The sequence below is a fragment of the Nocardia sp. FBN12 genome (assembly GCF_054031145.1).
Genome location: NZ_CM132926.1, coordinates 3,612,997 through 3,636,111 on the forward strand (window position 1 = coordinate 3,612,997; position 23,115 = coordinate 3,636,111).

22 protein-coding genes are annotated in these 23,115 nt (G+C 65.6%); 13 read left to right on the forward strand and 9 right to left on the reverse strand.

Translation table 11 applies throughout. From position 1 onward, the window contains the following. Nucleotides 1-165 precede the first annotated feature (165 nt). From ACWZHB_RS17375 to ACWZHB_RS17435, 13 genes are all read left to right on the forward strand, one after another. On the forward strand, nt 166-450 hold the full coding sequence (locus ACWZHB_RS17375) for a GlsB/YeaQ/YmgE family stress response membrane protein (RefSeq protein WP_379217618.1): 285 nt from the start codon (nt 166-168) through the stop codon (nt 448-450). A gap of 42 nt (nt 451-492) precedes the next feature. Continuing rightward, the gene (locus ACWZHB_RS17380; protein ID WP_427908967.1) at nt 493-699 is read left to right on the forward strand and encodes a hypothetical protein; all 207 of its coding nucleotides are present in this window, start codon (nt 493-495) and stop codon (nt 697-699) included. A 203-nt stretch (nt 700-902) separates the two neighbouring features. Next, nucleotides 903-1,760: an MlaE family ABC transporter permease gene (locus ACWZHB_RS17385; protein WP_427908968.1), complete on the forward strand. Its 858-nt coding sequence runs from the start codon at nt 903-905 to the stop codon at nt 1,758-1,760. A 1-nt stretch (nt 1,761) separates the two neighbouring features. Next, entirely contained in the window at nt 1,762-2,622 is an 861-nt protein-coding gene (locus ACWZHB_RS17390; RefSeq protein ID WP_427908969.1) for an MlaE family ABC transporter permease, read from the forward strand. 10 nt (nt 2,623-2,632) lie between these two features. Next, a complete protein-coding gene (locus ACWZHB_RS17395) occupies nt 2,633-4,051 on the forward strand; it encodes an MlaD family protein (protein ID WP_427908970.1) in 1,419 nt (472 codons plus the stop codon). A gap of 1 nt (nt 4,052) precedes the next feature. Beyond that, nucleotides 4,053-5,075: an MlaD family protein gene (locus tag ACWZHB_RS17400; protein WP_427908971.1), complete on the forward strand. Its 1,023-nt coding sequence runs from the start codon at nt 4,053-4,055 to the stop codon at nt 5,073-5,075. Next, entirely contained in the window at nt 5,072-6,103 is a 1,032-nt protein-coding gene (locus ACWZHB_RS17405; protein ID WP_427908972.1) for an MlaD family protein, read from the forward strand. Before ACWZHB_RS17400 ends, ACWZHB_RS17405 begins: the two co-directional genes overlap by 4 nt. Continuing rightward, nucleotides 6,103-7,176 (forward strand): MCE family protein, encoded by a 1,074-nt coding sequence (locus ACWZHB_RS17410; protein WP_427908973.1) that lies wholly within the window; start codon nt 6,103-6,105, stop codon nt 7,174-7,176. Before ACWZHB_RS17405 ends, ACWZHB_RS17410 begins: the two co-directional genes overlap by 1 nt. Continuing rightward, nucleotides 7,173-8,252, forward strand: coding sequence for an MCE family protein (locus ACWZHB_RS17415; protein ID WP_427908974.1), 1,080 nt, complete (start codon nt 7,173-7,175; stop codon nt 8,250-8,252). Before ACWZHB_RS17410 ends, ACWZHB_RS17415 begins: the two co-directional genes overlap by 4 nt. Then, on the forward strand, nt 8,249-9,445 hold the full coding sequence (locus ACWZHB_RS17420) for an MCE family protein (RefSeq protein WP_427908975.1): 1,197 nt from the start codon (nt 8,249-8,251) through the stop codon (nt 9,443-9,445). Before ACWZHB_RS17415 ends, ACWZHB_RS17420 begins: the two co-directional genes overlap by 4 nt. Nucleotides 9,446-9,469: 24 nt before the next feature. Further along, entirely contained in the window at nt 9,470-10,024 is a 555-nt protein-coding gene (locus ACWZHB_RS17425; RefSeq protein ID WP_427908976.1) for a hypothetical protein, read from the forward strand. A 127-nt stretch (nt 10,025-10,151) separates the two neighbouring features. Then, nucleotides 10,152-11,225 (forward strand): oxygenase MpaB family protein, encoded by a 1,074-nt coding sequence (locus ACWZHB_RS17430; RefSeq protein WP_427908977.1) that lies wholly within the window; start codon nt 10,152-10,154, stop codon nt 11,223-11,225. 61 nt (nt 11,226-11,286) lie between these two features. After that, nucleotides 11,287-11,460, forward strand: a complete 174-nt coding sequence (locus tag ACWZHB_RS17435; protein WP_427908978.1) for a hypothetical protein — start codon at nt 11,287-11,289, stop codon at nt 11,458-11,460. Between the two features lie 58 nt (nt 11,461-11,518). On the opposite strand, the gene ACWZHB_RS17440 is transcribed toward ACWZHB_RS17435, so the two are convergent. The 9 genes from ACWZHB_RS17440 to ACWZHB_RS17480 all read right to left on the reverse strand — a co-directional run bounded on the left by ACWZHB_RS17440 (nt 11,519) and on the right by ACWZHB_RS17480 (nt 23,097). Further along, nucleotides 11,519-12,211: a TetR/AcrR family transcriptional regulator gene (locus ACWZHB_RS17440; RefSeq protein WP_427908979.1), complete on the reverse strand. Its 693-nt coding sequence runs from the start codon at nt 12,209-12,211 to the stop codon at nt 11,519-11,521. Nucleotides 12,212-12,419: 208 nt separating this feature from the next. Then, nucleotides 12,420-13,553: a bifunctional 2-methylcitrate synthase/citrate synthase gene (locus tag ACWZHB_RS17445; protein ID WP_427908980.1), complete on the reverse strand. Its 1,134-nt coding sequence runs from the start codon at nt 13,551-13,553 to the stop codon at nt 12,420-12,422. Then, nucleotides 13,550-14,467 (reverse strand): methylisocitrate lyase, encoded by a 918-nt coding sequence (gene prpB, locus ACWZHB_RS17450; protein WP_427908981.1) that lies wholly within the window; start codon nt 14,465-14,467, stop codon nt 13,550-13,552. The genes ACWZHB_RS17445 and prpB overlap by 4 nt, the downstream gene beginning before the upstream one ends. After that, nucleotides 14,467-15,969 carry a 2-methylcitrate dehydratase PrpD gene (gene prpD / locus ACWZHB_RS17455; RefSeq protein WP_427908982.1) on the reverse strand — a complete coding sequence of 501 codons (1,503 nt, stop codon included), beginning with the start codon at nt 15,967-15,969 and terminating at the stop codon, nt 14,467-14,469. Before prpD ends, prpB begins: the two co-directional genes overlap by 1 nt. Nucleotides 15,970-16,091: 122 nt before the next feature. Further along, on the reverse strand, nt 16,092-17,444 hold the full coding sequence (locus tag ACWZHB_RS17460) for a hypothetical protein (protein WP_427908983.1): 1,353 nt from the start codon (nt 17,442-17,444) through the stop codon (nt 16,092-16,094). Nucleotides 17,445-17,505: 61 nt separating this feature from the next. Beyond that, nucleotides 17,506-19,050, reverse strand: coding sequence for an aldehyde dehydrogenase family protein (locus tag ACWZHB_RS17465; protein WP_427908984.1), 1,545 nt, complete (start codon nt 19,048-19,050; stop codon nt 17,506-17,508). A gap of 10 nt (nt 19,051-19,060) precedes the next feature. Then, the gene (locus tag ACWZHB_RS17470; protein ID WP_427908985.1) at nt 19,061-20,710 is read right to left on the reverse strand and encodes an acyl-CoA synthetase; all 1,650 of its coding nucleotides are present in this window, start codon (nt 20,708-20,710) and stop codon (nt 19,061-19,063) included. Between the two features lie 93 nt (nt 20,711-20,803). Beyond that, nucleotides 20,804-21,937, reverse strand: coding sequence for a CaiB/BaiF CoA transferase family protein (locus ACWZHB_RS17475; protein WP_427908986.1), 1,134 nt, complete (start codon nt 21,935-21,937; stop codon nt 20,804-20,806). 35 nt (nt 21,938-21,972) lie between these two features. After that, complete coding sequence (locus ACWZHB_RS17480; RefSeq protein WP_427909195.1) at nt 21,973-23,097, reverse strand: acyl-CoA dehydrogenase family protein; 1,125 nt, start codon at nt 23,095-23,097, stop codon at nt 21,973-21,975. Nucleotides 23,098-23,115 lie beyond the last annotated feature (18 nt).

Here is a 23,115-nt window from a genome sequence, read left to right on the forward strand (position 1 = left end):
TCACCCGCGGCGACGACGCGGTCATCGAACCAGGTCGGATCCGGCGTCGGCGCGGACACGCTTCGGCAACGCCGAGGACACGGCTCTGGCTCTGCGGGCGAATCGGAGAAATGATCGAACATAACCGGCACTCCCCGGCCATCGGCACAACGTGGAGGTTCGACGATGTGGAACGCGATTGTTCAGATCTGTGGATTCTTGATCATCGGTGCGGTGGTCGGCGTGCTGGCCAGGATGCTCAAGCCGGGCAAGGAGAACATGAGCATGGGCATGACCCTGGTGCTCGGGATGGCCGCGGCGCTCATCGCCGGGGTGATCGCCAGCCTCATCGGCGTCGGCTCCATCACCGAACTCAACTTCTGGGGCTTCGTCCTCGCGGTCATCGCCGCGGTGGTGCTGCTGTTCGCGGCCGAGTCGATGGGCGCCCGTAAACACCCGCCTGTCGCCTGAGCCGAAAATAGCAGGTCATCGCCGGAACCGGCGGTGACCTGCTTGGCGAATGACCGGTTCGCCGCGACCACCCGCTACTTCCGTCCGAGCGACCCGGTCGCGGTGAGCCGCAAACCCGAGATCGTCGACATCGTGTCCATCACCGACGCCGGTCTGCTGGTCTGGTACGGCGGCAAGGACACCTTCGGCACACCGTGGTCAGACATGGCCCCGCTCCTTCCCATCGAACTCGACGTCCCTATCCCCTGACATCCCCTGACGCCCGGCCACGCCTGGCCGAGGACGATCATCGCCATCCGCCATGCCCAAATCGAGGACGGCCGCCACCTCCACTTGCTACAGTCCCAGACAGCTGACTACGGGTGCGTAGAAATGTTGTAAACATCCGTGTAGATCAGTGGTCAGATTCGGTCGTACAGCTCGGCGACCGCATTGAACACGGGGCGGTCAACATGGCAACGATAGGCGATAAGGCAAGCTCACCAACCGATTTCGACCTTGTGGTGCGATTCTGCCTCGACTGGTGGCGCGACCATCCACGACAGTCGGTGGAGACCGCCGGCCGTCAGGTCACCATGGCATGGCAGGCCACCGCCGAGCTGGTCCGAGCCGTGGTGCATCGACGCTTTCCGCTGGCCGAATTCCTCCGTCAGAGCTCGTTCATGGCAGGTGTCTCAGCCACCCCTACCCTGCTGGTCGCCATCCCGATCGCGGCTATCGTGTCGATCCAGATCGGTTCGCTGGTCAGCCAGGTCGGCGCGACGACCTTCATCGGGGCGGTCAACGGCCTCGGCATCATCCGTCAAGGCGCGCCGCTGGTCACCTGCCTGATGATCGCAGGCGCGGTCGGCTCGTCGATCTGCGCCGATCTCGGTTCCCGCACCATCCGCGAGGAGATCGATGCCATGCGGGTGATGGGCGTCGATCCGATCGCGCGGCTGGTCGCGCCGCGACTGCTCGCCGCGGTGCTGGTGAGCATTCTGCTGTGCGGGTTCGTGGTGTTCGTCGGGTTCGCCACCGGCTACCTGTTCAACATCTTCATTCAGGACGGCACACCCGGTTCCTACATCAGCACATTCGCCTCGTTCGCCGTCGCGAGCGACCTACTGGTCGCGCTGGTGAAGGCGGCCATGTTCGGCGCGCTCACCGCGATCATCGCCTGTGATTGCGGCCTGAACACGAAGGGCGGCCCGGGCGGTGTCGCGAACGCGGTGAACTCCGCGGTGGTCAGTTCGGCGATCGTGTTGTTCGCGGCCAATATCGCGCTCACCCAGATCTACAACACCCTGTTCCCGTCCAAGGTGCTCTGAGATGGCGAGCTACCTACCGCCCCTGCTGCGTCCACTCCGGGCCGCCAAGGCCGCGACGACCCCGCTCACCGAGGCGAACGCCAGGTTGGGACACCAGGGCGTCGTCTTCGTGGAGGCATTGCTGGCGATTCCGTTCGTCCTTCGGCACTACCGCAAAGAGGTCGTGCGGCTGATCATCGACGTCACCTGGGGCAACGGCGCGCTGGTGGTCGGTGGCGGCACGGTCGGCGTGATCCTGATTCTGTGTGGCTTCGGCGGCATCACTGTGGGAATGGAATCGCATACCGCCTTGGATCTGCTGACGATGAGCCCGCTCACCGGCGCGATCTCCGGTTTCGCCACCACCAGAGAGCTGGCTCCGCTGCTGGCCACCATCGCCTTCGCCGCGCAGGCGGGTTGCCGGTTCACCGCCCAGATCGGCTCGATGCGGATCGCCGAGGAGATCGACGCGCTCGAGTCGATGGCGATCCGCCCGCTGCCCTACCTGATCACCACCCGCATGCTGGCCGCCGCGGTCGCGATCCTGCCGCTCTACAGCGTCGGTATGGCCACCGCCTACCTCGCCACCAAGGTCACCGCGTTCTTCCTGGGTGGCAACGGGATCGGCACCTATGACCACTACTTCCACCAGTTCCTCGACCCGGGCGACATCGTCTACTCGGTCCTCAAGGCGGTCGCGTTCGTGCTTGTCGCCACCTTCATCCAATGCCACTTCGGCTATATCGCCGCGGGTGGGCCGGAAGGCGTCGGGGTCGCGGCCGGGCGCGCGATCAAGATGACGATCATCGTGGTCGTTTTCCTCAATCTGCTTCTCACACTCGCGATCTGGGGCGTCGACTCCGGTATCCGGATCTCCGGATAGGGGGACTGCTATGTATCCGGATCCCAGCGGACGCGGGTGGTCGCGCGGGCGGCTCAGCCTGGCGGGTGCCGCGATGGCTCTGAGCCTGACCGGTGTCGTCGCGTTGCTCGGGCTGCGCTACGCGGGCCATTTCGAGGAAACCGTCGCGGTGACGGCACGGATGACCAGCACCGGCGACGGGCTGCCCGCGCGCGCCGACGTGCGCTTCCGCGGGCTGCTGGTCGGCACGGTGTCGGCGGTGGAAATCGCCGAGAAGGGCCTGAGCCAGCGGGTAGACCTCGACCTGGAGCCTGCTGCCGCCGCGGCCATCCCGGCCTCGGTGACGGCTCGTGTCGTGCCGGCCAACATCTTCGGAGTCACCTCGGTCGAACTCGTCGACAACGGCCCGGCCGCGACGCCGCTGCGCGCGGGTGCCGTCGTCGAGCAGGACACCAGCCGCGCCACGGTGGCCCTGCAGACCACGCTGACCACCTTGCGCGACGTCCTGAACCGCATCCAGCCCGCCAAACTCGCCCGGGTGCTGGCCACCCTGGCCGAGGCACTCGACGGTGACGCCCGGCTGCCCGGCTCCACGATCGAACGGCTCGACCAGTGGATCACCGAGGTCCGCGCCATGCCCGGCATCGGCGAGCTGCTCGGAGATCTCGGGGCGGCCACCGCGGCGGTGAACCAGTCGGCACCCGAACTCGCTGACGCGCTCGGCAAATCGGTGCAGACGGCACACACGATCACCGTCCGCCGCAACCAGGTGATCGCACTGCTCACCTCGGCGGGCACGGCCACCGACGCGACCCAGGCGCTGTTCGCCCGGAACCCGGACGCGGGCAAGGAGCTCGTCGTCGGACTGGACGAGACATTCGGTGCGCTCGCGGCGGATCCGTCCGCGTTGACCGAGACCGTCATCGCACTCGGCGATTCCCTGAGTCGCCTTGCCACCGTATTCAATTGGGGGCCGAGTAAGCAGATGCAGTGGGACGTCACGGTCTCGTTCACACCGTTTCGCCAGTACACCGCCGCCGACTGCCCGCGCTACGGCAGCCAGGCCGGACCGCGCTGCGATACCGGCAGCATCCCGGATTCCCCAGCGCCACAGTCTTATCCGACGCAGTTGATCCCCGGCTGGCTGGCCTCGGCCGGCCCCGCGCCGATTCCCACCATGCCCGCCCTGCCCACGCTGCCGAATTTCCCGGCCCTGCCGAATATCCCCGGACTCTCCCTACCCGGCCTCGTGATCCCCGGCATCACCGCCCCGGCGAGTTCCACCCCGCGACAGCCCGGCCACCGCGCCGGACCGGTGGCGCTGACCGGCCCCGCCGCGGTGGCCGCGTTCCTGGGCGAGCGACCGAACACCACGCAACAGCTGCTGCTCGGCTCCGTCCTCACCGGTGCGACCGTGACGCTCGCACCACCGTCCTCCGGAGGTCACTGAGATGCGCACCCGCACCATCTATTTCGGGCTCGCCGTCTTCGTCGCCCTGTCGATGATCGCGACCTACACGATCTGGTCGACCTTGCGACGTTCGGTGCCGGGTGACACCCATCGCTACAGCGCCGTCTTCACCGACGTGCTCGGCCTGCGCACCGGCGACGACGTGCGGATCGCCGGCGTGCGCGTCGGCCGGGTCGACGCGATCGACCTGGTCGACCGGCGCCGTGCCCAGGTGACGCTGTCGGTGCAGTCGCGCCAGCACCTGAGTACCACCACGAAAGCGCTGATCCGCTATCAGAATCTCATCGGCCAGCGCTATGTCGCGCTGGCCGTGGGGGAATCGGCGGGTGAGCCACTACCCGCAGGCGGCACGATTCCCCTGGAGCGCACGGAATCCTCGTTCGATGTCTCCGCCATGCTGTCGGGCTTCGAACCACTGTTCAGCCTGCTGCAACCCGACGACGTGAACTCGCTGTCGGAAACCCTGGTCCAGGCGCTGCAAGGTGACGGAGTGTCGTTGTCGGCCTTGATCACTCAGGCCGCCGCACTGGCTACGACCTTCTCCGAACGCGACGAGATCCTCGGCGCGGTGATCACCAATCTCAGCGATGTCATCACCAGCCTGGCCAACCGCAGCGGCGAGCTGGAGACCCTGATCACCCAGTCCCGTGCCCTGGTGAGCGGGCTGTACGAACAGGGCGAGGTACTCAAAGGCTCGGTCACCGGGATCGCCGAGTCGACAACGAAACTGACCGACCTCATCACCAGGGTCGCACCGGGGATGGCGCAGGCGCAGCAACAGGCGAGCGAGGGTGTGGACCTGCTGCTGTCCAATGGCGCGCGCCTCGACCGATCGGCGATCGAACTACCGCTGATCCTTGCCGGACTCGCCCGGATCAGCGGCAACGGCACCTACGTCAATACCTATGTCTGCAGCCTGGACGTTTCGCTGTGGGGCGTGCTGTTTCCCCGCGGAATGTTCTCCCAGGTCGGCGGCAACGAGCACTCGGAGGTTTGCCGATGATCAAGTATCTGTTCTTCCTTGTCCGCACGACCCTGCGCGATGCGTTCGGCAACCGGAACTTCGCCCTCGGCATCGCGGCGGGGGTCACGGTGATCGTGCTCGTCCTCGGATCCGGGATTCTCTCGCGCGCGCACCTGGGCGAGGACACCGTCCACGCGGAATTCGCGCAGGCCGCGGGCCTACGGACCGGCAACAGCGTCGACGTGGCCGGCATCGAAGTCGGCACGGTCACCGCCGTGCGGCTCGAACGCGATCGGGTCCTGGTCTCGATGAGTGTGCGGCCCGATCTCGGCGTGGGTCACGACGCGAAAGCGGCGATCAAGATGTCGACCATTCTCGGCAAGATGCACGTGGAACTCGATCCGGGCACCGAGGGGCAACTACCCGGCTCCCGTATCCCGTTGTCGGCCACCACCGTTCCCTACAACCTGGCCAAAGTCGTGAACGATCCGAAGTATCGCAACTCCTTCGAGCACCTCGAACGACTGGACCCGAACGCGCTGCGCGCCGGCCTGGACGCGGTGAGCACGCAGCTGGGCGATTCACCGCAGCTCACCGCTCAGGCGCTCGACAGCGTCGGCGCACTGGCCAAGGTGATCGCCTCCCGGCGCGACGAGGTGGACCAGCTGCTCGGCAGCATGGATCAGGTCTCCGGACTGATCGCCGACAACCAGAACAGCGTGCTGGTGCTGCTGACCAACGGCCAGGCAATCGGCGAGGCCGTCGTCGCGCGCCGTGATCTGATCAGAGAACTGCTCGACAACATCGCGGCGGCCTCGAAGATCCTGCAGGACATGGGCGTCGACGACGGCGGCAGGCTCGGCCCGCTCATCCACAACCTGAACACGATGTCGCAAGGTCTGGAAAAGAACCGCGAGCACCTAGACGCGCTGTATCAGGTGATGCCGGTGGCGGTCCGCCAATTCAACAACGCGTTCGCGCAGGGCCCCTACGGCGACATCTACATGCCGTGGCTGTTCCCGGACAACTGGCTGTGCCTGGCCGACGCGGTAGAAGGGTGCAAGTGATGCGCAGAGTGCTCCAATGCCTCGCACTGGCGATCATCACCGGCATCGGCACGGGCTGTTCCTCGATCCCGGTGTCGCTGCGCCCCGAGGCCGTCCACCTCACCGCCGACTTCGAAGGCGCCGCCGGCCTGTTCGTCGGCAACGACGTTTCGGTCCTCGGTGTCCCGATCGGGCGGGTCGACGCGATCGAACCCAAGGGTGCCTTCGTCGAGGTGCGGATGACGATCGAGCCAGGCGTCGAGCTGCCCGCTGACGCCATGGCCGCCCTGGTCTCCCCCCAGCTCATCACCAACCGGCACGTCGAATTGACGCCCGCCTATACCGGCGAGGGGCCCACTCTCGCCGACGGTGCCCATATCCCGCTGGCGCGCACCAGGACTCCGGTCGAACTCGACCGCATCCTGCGCAACTTCGAACAACTCGGCGAAGCGCTGAAGGGCGACAACGCGACCGGGCCGATGGCCAGCCGGGTGCTGTTCCCGATGCTCGACGGCAACGGTGATCGCATCCGCGAGACCCTCGACGCCCTCTCCACGACATTCGAGGTGTCGCTGGCCAACAAGGACCAGATCTCGCGCACCATCGTCGAACTCAACGAGCTCACCACGATGATCGCCGGAAACGACCAGACCGTCCGGGACTTCAGCGGTCGGCTGACCGAACTGGTCGCGCTGCTGGCCGAACAGGCGCCGGGCCTGGCCGCGGTGCTCACCCAGGTGAACGACTTCATCGCCAATACCTCGACGGTGCTGGCCGAGAACCGCGCACCGCTCACCGACGCGGTGAACCGCCTGGTCACGATTACCGGCCAGATGCGTGACAACGCACGCGGCCTCACCGAGATCGTCGATGTGACGCCGCTGATGGCCGACAACTTCGCCCGCACGGTCAGCACCGACCAGCGGGCGATGCGGCTGCATCTGCTCACCGATAAATCGTTGCTGGACAACGAAACCCTGTCGCTGCTGTGCACGCGGCTCGCGTTGCGTGCCGACGGCTGCCGGACGGGAAAGCTCATGGATTTCGGTCCGGACTTCGGTCTGACCGCCGCACTGCTGGGACTGTCCGAATGAGCAGAGTCACCCGCCTCACCGTCACCGCGCTGGCCGCGATCAGCGTCAGCTCGTGCACGGTCACCGTCGACAACGTCCCGCTGCCGCGCCCCGGTGTCGAAGGGCCCTCCTACCGCTTGCACGCGGTGTTCGACAACGCACTCAACCTGCCGGAACGGGCCAGGGTGAAGATCGGTGGCACCGATGTCGGAGTCGTCACCAAGATCGATACGACGAACTTCCTCGCCGACGTCGAGCTCGAGGTGCGCCGCGACATCGCGCTTCCGCAGGGCACCCGGACCGAACTGCGACAGCCGACCCCTTTGGGCGACATCCACATCGCCATCGTGCTGCCGCAACACCGCCCCGGCACCCCGTTGCTCGCCGACGGCGATGTCATCGACCGCGAACACACCTCGGCCGGCGCCTCGGTCGAGGAGTTGATGATGGCGATGTCGATGCTGCTCGACGGCGGTGCGATGAACCAGGTCGCCCGCATCACCTCGGAACTGAACGCCATTATCGGCGGGCGCGGCCCCCAACTGTCGCACCTGCTCACCGAACTCACCGCGACGCTGAGCGCGTTGAATCAGCGCACCGGGCAGATCGATTCGGTCCTGCACGGACTCGACGGGCTCACCGCCACCCTGCGCGCCCGCAAAGCCGAACTCGGCCAGGCGGCCGATACCTTCCCCACGCTGATCGCCGTGATCGCCGAGAACAACCGCGCCATCTCCGATCTCACGACGAAGGTCTCCACGGTGACCGCCGCGCTCGGCGATTTCACCTCGACCACCGGCCCTGAATTCCTCAGCCTGTTCGACAGCGTGCAGCGGTTGATGAACGGATTCACCCAGATGGGGGACAACTTGGGCACCACACTGGACCGGCTCAACACACTGGCCCCGGTGGCGCGCACGTCGATGCAAGGGTCGAGTCTGGCTGTCGCGGCGCGGATCTCATACCTCGACATCGGCGCGCTCACCGATACCGAGGGCAGCAGGTTGCCCGACGGCACCGACGTCACCGCGTTCATCGGCAGCCTCGCCCAGGTGCTGGCCCGGGTGCTCGGCCGGCTGCAGGGAGGTCATCGATGATCGCGCGCGCCGCGACCCTCGTCGTCCGGCTGGCCCGCTGGGCCGAGCGCCACCAGACCGCCGGGGCGATGCTCGGCATGGTCGGGATGCTCGTCCTCGGATCCGGCTACATCGCCATCGACGTCGTCGGCGTGCGGCCACTGCACACGACCTATACGGTGCGGGTCCAGCTCGACAGCTCCGGCGGCCTGCTCCCGCACAGCAACGTCACCGTGCGCGGGGTGCGGGTCGGCGCGGTCCGCGCCATCGCACTCGACGATGCGGGGATCCTCGCCGAGGCCGAGATCGACAGCGCCACCACCATTCCCGTCGGCACACCGGTCGCGATCGGGCGGCTGTCGGCGGCAGGCGAACAGTATCTCGACTTCCGGCCGACCAGCGGCGAGGGCCCATACCTCGCCGACGGTGCGACGGTGACCGCCGATCAGGTGAGCACCCCGGTCACGATCGACTCGTTCCTGGACAACACCGGAGCCCTCATCGCCGGGATGAACCCGGACCGGCTCACCGTGATCGTCGACGAACTCGATCGCGCGCTGCGTGGTGGGCCCGATGTGCTGCGCAATGTGATCAGCGGTCTCAGCCAGGCGATGACCGGCCTCACCGGACTGCTCCCGCAGACCACCCAGTTGATCAGCAATCTACGGGTCATCGCCGACACCACCGCCCACGCCCAGCCCGACCTCGCCACCCTGGTCCGCGGGTCGGGCGCGCTGTTCGACCAGATGAACGCCGCCGACAACGAAGTGCGCGAACTCCTCGACGAGGGTCCAGGCAGGCTCACCACCCTCGGCGGCGTGCTCACCGAGACCAGCGATCCGCTGACCAGCCTGGTGACCAATTTTGTCGCCATCACCCGGGCGGCCCGCTTGCGAACCCCCGCGATGTCGGCTCTGTTTCCCGCCCTGCGTGCCGGTGTGGTCGCCCTCGGAGTTCCCGCCCACGACAACGCCTTCCACACCATGGCAGACATCTGGCCGCGCCCCACCTGCGAGTACGAAACCATCCCGGTCTCCCCCGCCGAGGTCTCCGACGGCCGCGGGCGGCTCTACAACTACTGCGTCACCAGCCATCCCGAGCTGCAGGTCCGCGGATCGGCCAACGCGCCGCGCCCCGCCGGACCCGACAACGGATCGGGCCCACCGCCCGGCGTCACCGGCGACGAACTCACCGTCCCCCTGCCCGCCAACTGACTCCTACCCACCGAGGACTTACCCATGACCGCCGAACTCCAGCCACCGATCGACGATTCCGAAACGACTGCGGAACCTCGGCGAATTACCCTGCGCCGCATCATGATTCCGGGAGCGGCGGTGGTCACGACCGCCGCCGTCGCCATCGCCGCCTTCCTCGCCGTGGACAACCATCGGATCCGCGCCCGCGAACAGGCACGCGACTCCGCGCTCCAGGCGGCCTGCACCTACGCGCCGACGCTGGCTCGCTACGACGCCAAAGACCTCGACACGTATTTCGCCGCGGTGCTGGCGGGCGCCACCGGCAGCTGGAAGACCGAATTCGACGCCACCAGTAAAGATCTGCGTGACGTACTCACCCAGGGGCAGGTGGTCTCGACGGTCGGCAAGGTCACCTGCGCGATCGAGTCCGCCGACGAGACGTCCGCGACAGCGGTGGCGGTCATCAATCAGACCATCACCAGCCTCGGCACCAAAGGCGCGCCCGCTCCCGGACAGCTCTCGGTGAGCATGTCGCTCCGTAAGGACCTCGACCGCTGGCTGGTCAGCGAAGTAAGCACCCCGACGCTTTCCCGCTGATCGAAAATGCCGCGGACCATAGCGATTCCGTGGTGTGCGCTGTTAGTATCCTACTTGATAACTACACTCGAGTAGTAATTGGTTCGGCCAGTCCGCGACCGACAGCAAGAAATTTGGGGAGAACCACATGGCAGCAATACGCGAATGGTTGTCGCTACCGGAGGTGGCGCCGGCCGAGGATTACGGATTCTTCGGACCCGATTCGGTCGCGTGGCGGGTCTGGAGTTACCCGACCGGATTGACCATCGGCTTCCAGCGAGCGGTCGTCATCGAGGAACTCGACCCCGCGCTCATCGCCGCGGTGGACACGACCAGCGCGATCTACAGCCGCCCGCGCACCCGCTACGACCGCACGTTGCGCTATTTCGCCATGGTGATGTTCGCCGACAGTCGATCCACGACCAGCGCGGCCGACGTCTTGGTCAAGATCCATTCCAAGGCCGTGGGAATCGATCCGGTCACCGGGAAGTACTACGACGCGAATGATCCGCAGTCGCAGTTGTGGATTCACCTCACCGCGTGGCACTCCCTGCTGATCGCCTACGAGAAGTACGGACCGGGGCGGCTCAGCGCAGACGACGAATCGCGCTATTGGCACGAATGCGCCAGGGCCGCCGAACTCCAAACCTGCGATCCGGCGGACGTTCCCCGCACTCGCGAAGGTGTCGCGCAGTACTTCGAACGGATGCGGCCCCAACTCATCGGCTCCGATATCGCGAAGAAGGCGATGAATCATCTCCTCGACGCCGAGGTGATGCTGCCGCCGATGCCGCGTTTGCTGCGACCACTGTTCACCATCGTCGCGGCATTTCTGCGACGTGGAACACTGGCCACGATGCCGCGATGGATGCGGGAGATGGCCGGACTGCCGACCGGACGGGTTCTCGACCTCCTTGTCCTGCCCTGGCTGAGCGCGGCGATGACAGTGGTCAGCTTGAACACTCGGCTGCAATTGCTCCTGCTGCAGTTGATCTCCCCGACAACAGTGCCGGTGGCGGCACCGATGCTGCTCGGAATAACGCCGACCGATCCGGTGACGACGACACCTCGGCAGGCTCAGAAGAAATACGGGTACGACATCCCGGCGCAAGCCCACCACGCATTACGTGAGAAACAACGTCAGCGCGTATTGATGGACGGCATCGCTCCCTCCGATGAGGGAATCATCGAATCGCAGCCGATCCTCGGCGACATCGCCTGAAAAGAAACAGAGAGCGACAGTGTTGACAAAGCTACTGGAACGCCGGATCAGTATCCGCCAGATGATGTACCTGGCAATCGCGGGCGGCGTCCCCTATTTCGCGATCGGTGTGATCTGGTTGATCACCCACGACAGCCATCTGGGTGACGTGGCCGGGCTCGATCGACTGTTCTCCTCGATCGGCGAGGTGATCGCCTGGCCCGTGCTGATCATCGCCGATATCCAATTGCGGTAGTCCATCGGCACGAATCCGCTCACCGCGTCACGGTGAGCGGATTCTGCTCGCGGCGATCTCAGCCGGAACGGTCGCCGCTGTCGACACCGTTCGCAGGTGCGGCGCCGGACTCGGTGGGCAACGTTCGGATCATCGACCGGACGGTGGCGCGCAACCTTTCGGGCGGAAAGCGTTGCGGATCCGACAACACCATCCGCCCCAGCACTTCGGTGAAACCGAGCATGACATGGGCGATCAGTTCCACATCGACCTCTCGCGGGCCACCGCGCACCGCGAAACCCGCGGTCAACAGCTCGACGCACTGATCGAGGAGCTTGTCGCGCGCGGCGCCGAGCAGCTCGCGATAGTCGGTCGGCGCACCGTCACTGTGCAGCAGGATCAGGCGCCAGCGCGTCGGCGCCGCGGCGACGGATTCGAGAAAAGCCATCACCGCCGCGACGTATTCCTGATCAGGATCGGATTCTTGCAGGTCACGTGGCATAGCCGCGGAAACCTGCCCCATGCCACGTGAGTGTTCCCGGTGCAGCAGGTGCGCCATCAACTCCGGCGCGGTGGGATACATCGCATACAGCACCGGCTTGGCTACGCCGGCTTCCTTGGCAACTGCCTGCATCGTCAAATTCGCGAGCCCGGCCTCACCGACGACACGAAGCGCGGCGTCGAGCAGCTGCGTTCTACGCTCATCCGGCGGAAGGCGGGGCCCGTTGCGGCGCTTCGGGCGAGCGTCGGTCGGCATGCTCTCGGTACTCACACCGACATTATCTCCCACTCCTCCAGCGGGGGTCGGCCATCCTCTGGAACAAATTCCCAGCGACCACAGCATCGAATTGCACTTCGGCTCCGGTGATTCGTATCTTCACCCGCGCACGACCGGCTCAGCGAACTGCCGGCCTGCGATTCGAGCTCGAAATCGCCGTTCACGTTGTGATGCGCACTGCCATTCGGGTCCGCTGACGTCCTTACGTCAGTTTCGGAAGTACCGCGCGTTGCGGTACCCCGGAGTATTCGCTCAACGGGCGGATGAGCGCGTTGGACGCGCCCTGCTCGATGATATGGGCCGACCAGCCGGTAATGCGGCTCATCACGAAGATCGGGGTGAACATCTCGACGTCGAAACCCATCAGGTAGTAGGCGGGGCCGGTCGGGAAGTCGAGGTTCGGCTTGATGCCGGTCGCGTTCACCATCGTCTTCTCGAGTGCGTCGTACATGCGCACCCACTTTTCTCCGCCCGTGTGTTCTGCGACATCGTGAAACGCCGACTTCATGGTCGGCACACGCGAATCACCGTTCTTGTAGACACGGTGGCCGAACCCCATCACCTTGTCCTTGGCGGCGAGCTTGGCCACCAGCCAGTCCTCGGCACGGGCGGGATCGTCGATCGCGAGCATGTCGTGCATGACGGCCTCGTTGGCACCACCGTGCAGTGACCCCTTGAGCGCGCCGATCGCCGCGGTGACCGCACTGTAGATGTCGGACTGTGTGGAGGTCACCACGCGCGCGGCGAACGTGGAGGCGTTGAAACTGTGCTCGGCGTACAGGATCAGCGAAACCTCGAACGCCTTGACGATCGCCGGATCCGGCACCGCACCGAAACACATGTTCAGGAAGTTCTCCGCGAACCCCAGGTCGGTACGTGGCGCAATCGGGTCGAGCGCACGGCGCCGCCGGAAGTCGGCCGCGACGATCGTGGGGAGCACCGCGGTCATCCGCAGCGCCTTCTCCAGGTTCTCCTGGGCCGAATTGTCATCCTCGGTGGGATCTTCAGCTCCCAGATAGCTGATCGCGGTACGCACGACATCCATCGGATGGCAGTTCTCGGGCATCTTGGACAGCAGCGAGAGCATTGACCGATCGGCGCGCCGGAACGCGCGCTCACGCTCGAGGAACAGCGAGAGCTGAGAATCCGTCGGCAGCTCACCGTGCCACAACAGGTAGGCGACCTGCTCGAAGCTGCAGTGCGCGGCCAAGTCCTGCACCGGATAGCCTCGGTAGGTCAGCGAGTTTGTCTCGGGCACCACCTTGGAGATCGCCGTCGTGTCGACAACGACACCGGCCAAACCTTTGCAGATTGTGGGCGATATGGTGCCGGTCATCGCCGACCTCCCTCGACGGTGAAATTGAAGATGCCGGAATCGAATTCGTTGTAGCGCTGGTACTCGAGCAGTTCGTATAGGCGGCTGCGGTGTTGCATCTGGTCGAGCAGTCCGGATTGCGTTCCCGTTGCGGCTATTTCGCGAAGTCCGTGTTCGGCGGCGAACATGGCCAGCCGCAGCGTGGTGACCGGGTAGATGACCGCGTTGTAACCGAGATCTTGTAGCTGCGCCGCGGAGAGCAGCTCGGACTTGCCGAACTCGGTCATGTTCGCCAGCAGCGGGATATCCACGGCAGCGCGGAACTTCTCGAATTCGGACTCGTCCGCGAGCGCCTCGGTGAAGATCAGATCGGCCCCCGCGTCGGCGTAGGCCTTGGCCCGGTCGATCGCGGCGTCGATGCCGTCGATGCCCGCGGCATCGGTGCGGGCACAGATGACGAAGTTCGGGTCCCGGCGCGCTGACACCGCTGCCCGCAGCCGCCGGACCATCTCGTCGGTCGGCACGACGGCTTTGCCGTCGAGGTGCCCACACCGCTTCGGGTTGACCTGGTCTTCGAGGTGACAGCCCGCGATGCCCGCGTCCTCGAGGACGGTGATCGTGCGGGCGGCGCTCATCGGCTCACCGAACCCGGTGTCGGCATCTATCAGGGTCGGCAGGTCGGTGACCCGGGCGATCTGCTGCCCGCGACCGGCAACTTCGGTCAGGGTGGTCAGACCGATGTCGGGCAGTGCGAGGTCCGCGGAGACGACGGCGCCGGAGACGTAGACGCCTTCGAAGCCGATCTCCTGGATCAGCTTGGCCACCAGGGGATTGAAGGCGCCGGGCAGCCGTTGGATGGTTCCGGAGACCAGGCCCGAGCGGAACGCGATGCGTTTGTCGGTCGCGGCGGTGGCGGCGGCGATGAGTCCGGTCATCAGAACAGTCCCTTCGCGAGTTTGGGCGCGCGGGCGAGCACGTCCTCGGGAACGGTGAACGTGAGCTGGCCGAGTTCACCGGACTTCAGGTCGGCGGTGCGCTGGACGGCGTCGAGGAATCGGTCCTGTTCGGCCGGGTCGATGACGCCCTCGGCGAGGGTGCAGAACTTCTCGATGTACTGATCGCGGGCGAAGGGCCGGGCGCCGAGCGGGTGCGCGTCGGCCACCGCCAGCTCGTCGACGATCACGTCGCCGTTGCGCAACCTGATCTCGGCGCGGGCGCCGAACGCCTTCTCGGTGGGGTCGGGTGAGTGATAGCGGCGTGTCCACTCCGGGTCCTCGGCGGTGGAGATCTTGTTCCACAGCGCGACGGTTTCCGGGCGCTGCGCCCGCTCGGGCGCGTAGGACCGCTCGTGATGCCAGGTTCCGTCCTGCAGGGCGACGGCGAAGATGTACATCACCGAATGGTCCAACGTCTCACGGGAGGCGGTGGGGTCGAATTTCTGCGGGTCGCCCGAGCCGGTACCGATGACGACGTGCGTGTGGTGACTGGTATGCAGCACAATGGATTCGATCTGCTCGAGGTCGCCGACCCGCTCACGCATCCGGCGAGCCAGATCGATCGGCGCCTGGCTCTGATACTCGGCCGAGTGTTCCTTGGTATACGAGTCGAGGATCGCGCGCTTGGCTTCTCCGGGTCCCGGCAACGCAACGTTGTACTCGGCTTCCGGCCCGCCGAGCAGCCACGCGATGACTCCGTCCTCGCCCTCCCAGATCGGCGACGGCGCGCCCTCACCGCGCATCGCGCGATCGACGGCCTCGACGGCCATCTTCCCGGCGAACGCGGGAGCGTAGGCCTTCCAGCTGGAGATCTCGCCCTTGCGTGACTGGCGGGTCGCGGTGGTGGTGTGCAACGCCTGACCGATGGCCTGGAAGACGGTGTCGGTGTCCAGTCCCAGCAGGGTGCCGATGCCTGCCGCGGCCGAGGGCCCGAGGTGGGCGACGTGGTCGATCTTGTGTTCGTGCAGGCAGATCGAACGCACCAGGTCGATCTGGATCTCGTATCCGGTGGCCAGGCCCCGGATCAGATCCGCGCCGCTGCGGCCCGCATGCTGCGCGACGGCCAGGATCGGCGGAATGTTGTCGCCGGGATGGGAGTACTCCGCCGCGAGGAACGTGTCGTGGAAGTCGAGTTCACGCACAGCTACGCCGTTCGCCCATGCCGCCCACTCCGGCGAAAACGTCCTATCGATGCCGAATACCGTCGATCCGGGACCGTACGGGTGCGCCTGGGCCTGAGCTCGGGCGTTGGACACCGGGCGCCGGGTCAGCGAGGCGGCCGCGACGGCGGCATTGTCGATGATCCGATTGATGATCATCTCGGCTGTTTCCGCGGGCACGCCGACCGGATCGGTGGCGACCTCAGCTATCCGCCAGGCTAGGTGCTCCCCCTTGGGGAAGTGCTCGGCGGAACGATGAGTGCGTACTGGATAGGTCTTCAATTCTGGTCCTCCAACGGGAATGCGACGGCACGAGCGCCGATCGGCGGTATGCACAGCGGTCATATGTTGTGACATCGCTGATTGTGTTGAGCTTCACAGTGTTTCGACGGTCAGGAGCTGGCTCACCCGCCGAACAACGCCACATGGGTCGCGCCTACCACCAAGCCGAGCAGCGCGCCGTGCAGATACAACAGCCAGGCGTCCTGCTCGACCGAGGCGTAGAACATTTCCATGAATTCGCCCGGGGTCAGCAACTGCAATTTGCGAGCGGCGAATTCGTTGATCTTCGTCGCTTGTTCCTGCGCGAACTCCCTGTCCTCGACCAGGCTCGGCGCCAAGCCCACCGCGGCGTCGACCGCGCCGACCTCGAGACTGTCGAAACGGCTTTCGCCGAACGCCATGCGCACCATCGATCGGGTGGGGCCGAGCTGGTGGTGGATCTCGGCGGAGATGACGTGCTCGATGAGTCGGCGGGTCTTGTCCCCATTGGGACCGTCGAGCAGCTCCTTCGACAGATTCGGCAGCGTCAGCACCTGGTAGGCCAAGACCTGGGCGAGATCCTTTGCCGCCTGCGGCTGCCGTTTGGCCAGCAGCGCCTGCCGCCACAGGTACTTGTACCGCGGCTGCGGATCACCGGGTTCGAACACCATCTTGACCGCGATGACATTGACGGCGACGCCGATCATCGCCGCGGCGACCACGATGACCAGCCAGCCGGGAATCCCGCCGAGCACCGGAATGCTGTGGTGCACTTGCAGGTACAGAGCTAATAGCAGACCGAAGGGCGCGCCGAGCAAACCGATCCGGACCATGAACCGCAACTCCGGGGCCGCGACAGTCGTGGTGAGATCCTTGAGTATGTACGGATTTTCCTGCAGGTAGCGGATCACGAAGCTCTTGACGTCGATCAGTTGGTCGACGCTGCCGCCCAAGGTATCGAAGGCTCGGCGACACAAGGCCGGGAGCTCTCGGTCCACCTGCTGGTAGACAATCTGCTTCACCGGCCTCGGCACTGTGCGCCACAAGACCTCGTTCTCCCGCGCCACCACGTCGTCGACAAGTGGCCCAACCTGTGCGCGTACGAGCTCGGCGATGTAGTCGGCGATGCCGTCCAGGTCGAGTTCGTCGATGAAGTCACGCGGGCTGCCGATCCGCATGAGTGCCTTGTCGACACAGATACTGGCCATCTTCTCCGCTCGGGCCGGGGTGAAGCCCTGGAATCCGAATCGCCTTCCGTCGCCGGAGAAGACCGGCAGCACCTGCACCCGGCGCGGGAAGTACGGATACAGGACGTCGAGGCCGGGTATTCGGATTCCGCGGAAGTGGACCGGCCAGAACAGCATCAGAACACCGGTCCAGTTGGTGAGCCAGCCGGCGATCGCACTGAAAACCGAAAAGCTCACGAGGTCGAAGAGAAACCTCGAATGCGCGCTCATCTCCCAGTCGATGAGCCCGCCTGCGGCGATAGTCGTCATGACAAAGCTGCCCCACAGCGGCGACGACGGCGAAACGCAGGACAGACCGCGACAACGCGTGTCATTGCCGTCCCCGCGGGCTGACGCCGAACTTCCGGAGACCTCGGCTGGTGACCGAGCGCAGGATTCCGAGCGTGAACAGTGCCTTTCGCCGCGAGTACGGGTACCACAGCAGTTCCTTCTGTGTCGTGGGTATCCGAGGTGTCGTGATCGCTTGCGATCTGCAGTACTTGTGCACGGCGGCCGCACCGCCGAATCGTGTGCCGATTCCGGATGTTTTCCAGCCGCCCATGGGCAGCGTGAAGTTGAACAAATTGGAGAATGCGTCGTTGATGTTGACCGCGCCCACCTCGAGCTGGCGCGCGACGCGGGCGGCGCGAGTCTTGTTGCCCGACCACACGGTGGCTGAGAGTCCGAACTCGGAATCGTTGGCCAGACGGATCGCCTCTGCCTCGTCAGCGACCTTGATGACCGGAAGGGTAGGTCCGAAGGTCTCTTCCCGGATACACGACATCGAATGGTCGACATCGACGAGAACGGTAGGCGCGAAGAAGTTCCCGACCCCGGTCGGACGGCCTCCGGTGACTACCGTGGCGCCTGCGGCGACAGCCTCGTCGACGTGGCGCTTCACGACAGCGAGCTGGGCGGGAGTCGCCAGCGCACCGACGTCGAACCGGAAGCTGTCACCGTCCTGGCCCTGACGAAGTTCCTCGACATTCCTGGTCAGCTTGGCGAGGAAATCGTCGTACACCGGCGCCTCGACGTAGACGCGCTCCACCGAAATGCACACCTGGCCGGAATTGAACATGCCACCCCAAGCGATGCCGTGGGCCGCCCGGTCGAGGTCGGCATCGGCCAGTACGATCGCGGCATCCTTGCCCCCGAGCTCCAGACTGCACGGTTTCAGCAGCTCACCCGCTCGCTGGGCGATGATCCGGCCCGTGTGCGTGGAGCCGGTGAACTGGACGTAATCGACGCTGTCGACTACGGCCGCCCCGGTGCCCCCGGCACCGGTCGTCACCTCCAGGACCGGTGGCGCGCCGATCTCTTTCCAGCCCTGCACCAGAAGTACTCCGGACAGCGGCGTCACTTCCGACGGTTTGAGCAGTACCGCGGCACCCGCCGCGAGGGCGGGCGGAATATCGAGAGCAGGCATGCCGAAAGGGAAGTTCCACGGCGTGATGACCCCGACCACCGGATACGGCCGATACACCACGGCCAGCCGTTTCGGGAAGACCGCCGGGCTGTGCGGGGTCGGGTGCCGATCGGCCATAAACCGCTCGGCCCGGCGGGCATAGAAGCCGAAGATGTCAGCGGCGGCGGGGCCCTCGATCGACGCATCCATCCTGGGCTTCGAGGTCTCCGCTTGGACCACATCGGCGATCCGGCCGGCGTTGTCGATCAGCCAATCCTGATACCGCAGCATCCAGACCTTTCGGCCTTTCGGGCCGAGAGCTTCCCATTCGGGTTGGGCTGCTCGCAGCGCTCGCACCTTGGCGGCGACGATGTCGGGTGAGTCGTTGGGCACCGTACCGACGACGCGCCCGTCGGCAGGATTACGCACCTCGATGTCGGCGCGATTCACCGTGGGGTCCACGGATGTCATCTGTGACTCCTCAGAATTGGATCGCGGTGAGTTTGTTGCGCAGCAGCTTGCCGGTGGCGTTACGGGGCAGCTCATCCATGAAGACGACATCGCGTGGCACTTTGTGCCGAGCGAGGTTCGCCTTGACGAAGTCTCTGATCTCTTGGGGATCACGGCGCGAATCCGGTCCGGGAACAATGAAGGCGCGCAACCGTTTTCCGAAATCCTGGTCCTCGACGCCGACCACCGCCGCGTCGTGCACGTCCGGGCGCTGGACGAGCAGGTTTTCCACTTCGAGCGGGAAGACGTTCTCGCCGCCGGAGACGATCATGTCGTCGTCGCGGCCATCGACGAAAAGCAGTCCGTTGCTGTCGAAGTGGCCGACGTCGCCACTGGAGAGTTTGCCGTCGACGATCTCCTTGTTGGCGCCGTCGGTGTACCCCGCGAAGCTCAGGCCGCTGGAGACGAAGATGGTGCCGACCACTCCCGGTTCGGTGATCAGGTTGCGGTCGGCGTCGTAGACCGCGACCCGGCAGCCGACAGGGGGCTTGCCGACAGTGCCCGGCGCCGTGCGCATGTCGGCCGGTGTCGCGACGGCCGCCACCGCGACTTCGGTGGATCCGTACAGGTTGTACAGGACCTCGCCGAAGATTTCCGCCGCGCGTCTGCTGAGGTCGGGCGACACCGATGAGCCCGCACAGAAGATCACTCGCAGACTCGAGGTGTCGTATGCGGCGAGAATCTCGGGGCCGACGTCGAGGATCCGCTGCAGCATGGTCGGAACGACGACCAGCGTCGCCGCCCGATGTTCGGCGACATTGCGCAACGTCTGCTCAGCGTTGAACTTGCGCTGCTGGAAGACGATCTTGTTACCGAGCCCCAGACCCAACAGGAACTGCGACAAGCCGGTGCCATGGAAAATGGGAGCGGCCATCACGATGGTGTTGTCACGTGGTAGCGGCACCCGGTCCAGGAATTGCGCGGATACCAACGGGGAGGCGGTATCTCGGGGTGCGCCCTTCGGCGTCCCGGTGGTTCCGCTGGTCAGGATCACCATTCCGCCGGGCTTGGCCGGGGCCGGCACGGGATCGCTCGCCCGTCCGGCCAGCAGGTCGTCGATGGTCACCGCATTCGGCGCGACGTCGTCGGCGTCATCGACCCACGTGAGCACGCGGGGGATGTCGCCGGGAACAGCGTCGAGCACACCGGTGAATTCACTGTCGTGCAACACGGCGCTGACGCGTTCGCGGGCAGCGACATCGGCGAACTGTGGTTTCGCGAATCCGGTGTTCATCAACACCATCCGCGCGCCGAGCTTGCCGAGGGCCAGCATGGCGAGCACCATTCCCCGGTGGTCACGGCTCAGCACCGCGACGACGTCACCGGGTGCGATTCCGGTGGTCGCCAGTCCACGGGCCAGTGCGTTCGATTGCCGGTCGATGTCACCGAAGCTGAGAGTGCCACGCTCGTCGACGATCGCGGGCGCTCCCGCATGCAGATCCGCGCCGTGCATGACGGTGGCCGCGAACGGCCCGAACCGGTCCGCACGCCGCGACAACCGCACCAGCTGGTCCGGACGCAAGGGATTCATCAACCCGCGCTTGCGCAAGACATTGACGCCACGCGCGAGATCGGCGACGGCGCGCAGCCGATCCAGAGACTCAGGAATTACGTCGAGCATTTCATTGGTCCTTTCACCGCGGCGCCGCCGTCCCACTGGAGGCAGCCCTTGCCCTCGAACTCGTACAGCGGCATGGCGTTTGCCTCGACCGGCTCAGACGACGGTCCCGGACTGGACCAGCCCGGCAGCGTCGGTTGCGGTGATCCCCCAGGCCGCGAGGGTGTTGAGCAGGTCGCGCCCGTCGGCATCCATCGGCACCGGGTGCGCGCTCGCGGTACGGCTGAATCGCGGGGCGGGGGCCGGCTGGACGACGCCGCCGACCTCGACGAAGGCGTCACGGGCCCGGTTGTGTGGGTGCTCGTGGGCTTCCCACGGTGAAAGAACCGGGGACACACAGGCATCGGAGTCGGCGAAAAGATCAGCCCAGTGCGCGCGAGTCTTGGTCCGGAAGGCATCGCCGATGAGCTTTTTCAGCTGATCGAACCCGGCCGGATCGATCTGGAACGGCAGACCCGAGGCGTCGATCTCGAGCTTGTCCAGGAGCTCGGCGTAGAACTGCGGCTCGACACAGCCGACAGCCATGAACTTGCCGTCGGCGGTTTCGTAGGTGTCGTAGAAGGGGGCCGCGCCGTCGAGCATGTTCTCGCCGCGCGGGTTCGGCCACATGCCGCCCGCGCGCATGCCGTGCAGGAACGACATCAGGGTGTTCGCACCATCGACCATCGCCGCGTCGATGACCTGGCCCTTGCCCGACCGCTCTCGTTCGTAGAGGGCCGCGAGCACACCCAGTGCGAGGAACAGGCCGCCGCCGGCGAAGTCACCGAGCAGGTTCAGCGGTGCGTGCGGACGTTCTCCGGCGCGACCGATCGGCTCGAGCGCACCGGCAACGGCGATGTAGTTGATGTCGTGGCCTGCGCGGGGCGCGAGCGGTCCGTCCTGACCCCACCCCGTCATCCGGCCGTACACCAGTTTCGGGTTGAGTTCGAGCAGCTTGTCCGGCCCGATCCCGAGTCGCTCGGCGACGCCGGGACGGAACCCTTCGACGAACACATCCGCGTTGGCGATGAGCTCATGGACGACCGCGACGCCGGCGGGATCCTTGAGGTTCACCGCGATACTGCGGCGACCACGATCGAGCGGACCGGCAGGCGCGACGACGCCGGCCTGACCGCTCGCCCGGTCCACCCGCAGCACCTCCGCGCCCATATCGGCCAGAATCATGCAGCCGAACGGGGCCGGTGCGAGACTTGCTATTTCGACTACCTTGACTCCGGTCAATGGACCCATCGTCTGTTCACTCTCTATCGAAACGGGTTGTGGCACTACAGGCTTCGCGCGATGAGTTCCTTCATGATCTCGCTGGTGCCGCCGTAGATCTTCTGGATACGCGAGTCGGCGTACATGCGGGCGATCGGATACTCGACCATGTAGCCGTAGCCGCCGAAGACCTGAACGCAGCGGTCGACGACAATGCACTGCTGCTCGGTGAGCCACCACTTCGCCTTGGCCGCGGTGGTGATGTCGAGCTCACTGCGCAGATGCTTCTCGATACAGTCGTCCAGATACGTCCAGCACACCGAGGCGAGCGTGTCGCATTCGGCGAGCACGAATTTGGTGTTCTGGAAGCTGAAGATCGGCTTGTTGAATGCCGTGCGCTCCTTGGCGTACTCGACGGTGACCTGTACCGCCTTCTCGACGGTCGCCGCCGCCGAGACGGCCAGAATGAGCCGCTCCTGAGGCAGTTGCTGCATGAGCTGGATGAAGCCTTGCCCCTCGACACCGCCGACGACATTGCTTTGGGGCACGCGGACGTCCACGAAGTTCAGTTCGCAGGTGTCCTGGCCGTGCTGGCCGACCTTCTCCAGGTTCCGGCCGCGCGAGAACCCCGGCAGGTCAGCGGTTTCCACGCCGATCAGCGAGACATCGCCGATTCCACCGTCATCGGCGGTTTTGGCAACCACGATGACGAGGTCGCACAGGAATCCGTTCGAGATGAAGGTCTTGGCGCCGTTGATGACGTAGTCGTCGCCGTCTTTGACCGCACGGGTCTTGATGTTCTGCAGGTCCGAACCGGTACCCGGCTCGGTCATGGCGATAGCCGCCACCAGCTCGCCGCTGGCCATCTTCGGCAACCACGCGAGCTTTTGTTCCTCGGTGCCGTAGGCATTGATGTAGTGCGCGATGATGCCGCTGTGCAGCACCCCACCGAAACTCGGCGCGAGCGCCCGAACCTGTTCGATCGCGATGATCGCCTCATGGGCGAAATCGCCACCGCCGCCGCCGTATTCCTCGGGGATGCTGGCGCACAACAGACCGAGTTCACCGGCTCGGTGCCAGACCTCGCGGTCGACATGTTGCTGCTTGCCCCACCGTTCTTCGTGCGGGGCACAGTATTTGGTGAAGAAATTGCGGGCCAGTTCGGCGACCTGATCGAGGTCTTTGTTCATCCAACTGGATCGGTGCGT

What these genes read in the sequence shown, in the direction of transcription:
- ACWZHB_RS17375 (WP_379217618.1), top strand. Translation starts at nt 166, where the DNA reads ATGTGGAACGCGATTGTTCAGATCTGTGGATTCTTGATCATCGGTGCG.
- ACWZHB_RS17385 (WP_427908968.1), top strand. Translation starts at nt 903, where the DNA reads ATGGCAACGATAGGCGATAAGGCAAGCTCACCAACCGATTTCGACCTT.
- ACWZHB_RS17390 (WP_427908969.1), top strand. Translation starts at nt 1,762, where the DNA reads ATGGCGAGCTACCTACCGCCCCTGCTGCGTCCACTCCGGGCCGCCAAG.
- ACWZHB_RS17395 (WP_427908970.1), top strand. Translation starts at nt 2,633, where the DNA reads ATGTATCCGGATCCCAGCGGACGCGGGTGGTCGCGCGGGCGGCTCAGC.
- ACWZHB_RS17400 (WP_427908971.1), top strand. Translation starts at nt 4,053, where the DNA reads ATGCGCACCCGCACCATCTATTTCGGGCTCGCCGTCTTCGTCGCCCTG.
- ACWZHB_RS17405 (WP_427908972.1), top strand. Translation starts at nt 5,072, where the DNA reads ATGATCAAGTATCTGTTCTTCCTTGTCCGCACGACCCTGCGCGATGCG.
- ACWZHB_RS17410 (WP_427908973.1), top strand. Translation starts at nt 6,103, where the DNA reads ATGCGCAGAGTGCTCCAATGCCTCGCACTGGCGATCATCACCGGCATC.
- ACWZHB_RS17415 (WP_427908974.1), top strand. Translation starts at nt 7,173, where the DNA reads ATGAGCAGAGTCACCCGCCTCACCGTCACCGCGCTGGCCGCGATCAGC.
- ACWZHB_RS17420 (WP_427908975.1), top strand. Translation starts at nt 8,249, where the DNA reads ATGATCGCGCGCGCCGCGACCCTCGTCGTCCGGCTGGCCCGCTGGGCC.
- ACWZHB_RS17425 (WP_427908976.1), top strand. Translation starts at nt 9,470, where the DNA reads ATGACCGCCGAACTCCAGCCACCGATCGACGATTCCGAAACGACTGCG.
- ACWZHB_RS17430 (WP_427908977.1), top strand. Translation starts at nt 10,152, where the DNA reads ATGGCAGCAATACGCGAATGGTTGTCGCTACCGGAGGTGGCGCCGGCC.
- ACWZHB_RS17435 (WP_427908978.1), top strand. Translation starts at nt 11,287, where the DNA reads ATGATGTACCTGGCAATCGCGGGCGGCGTCCCCTATTTCGCGATCGGT.
- ACWZHB_RS17445 (WP_427908980.1), bottom strand. Translation starts at nt 13,553, where the DNA reads ATGACCGGCACCATATCGCCCACAATCTGCAAAGGTTTGGCCGGTGTC.
- prpB (WP_427908981.1), bottom strand. Translation starts at nt 14,467, where the DNA reads ATGACCGGACTCATCGCCGCCGCCACCGCCGCGACCGACAAACGCATC.
- ACWZHB_RS17460 (WP_427908983.1), bottom strand. Translation starts at nt 17,444, where the DNA reads ATGACGACTATCGCCGCAGGCGGGCTCATCGACTGGGAGATGAGCGCG.
- ACWZHB_RS17465 (WP_427908984.1), bottom strand. Translation starts at nt 19,050, where the DNA reads ATGACATCCGTGGACCCCACGGTGAATCGCGCCGACATCGAGGTGCGT.
- ACWZHB_RS17470 (WP_427908985.1), bottom strand. Translation starts at nt 20,710, where the DNA reads ATGCTCGACGTAATTCCTGAGTCTCTGGATCGGCTGCGCGCCGTCGCC.
- ACWZHB_RS17475 (WP_427908986.1), bottom strand. Translation starts at nt 21,937, where the DNA reads ATGGGTCCATTGACCGGAGTCAAGGTAGTCGAAATAGCAAGTCTCGCA.
- ACWZHB_RS17480 (WP_427909195.1), bottom strand. Translation starts at nt 23,097, where the DNA reads ATGAACAAAGACCTCGATCAGGTCGCCGAACTGGCCCGCAATTTCTTC.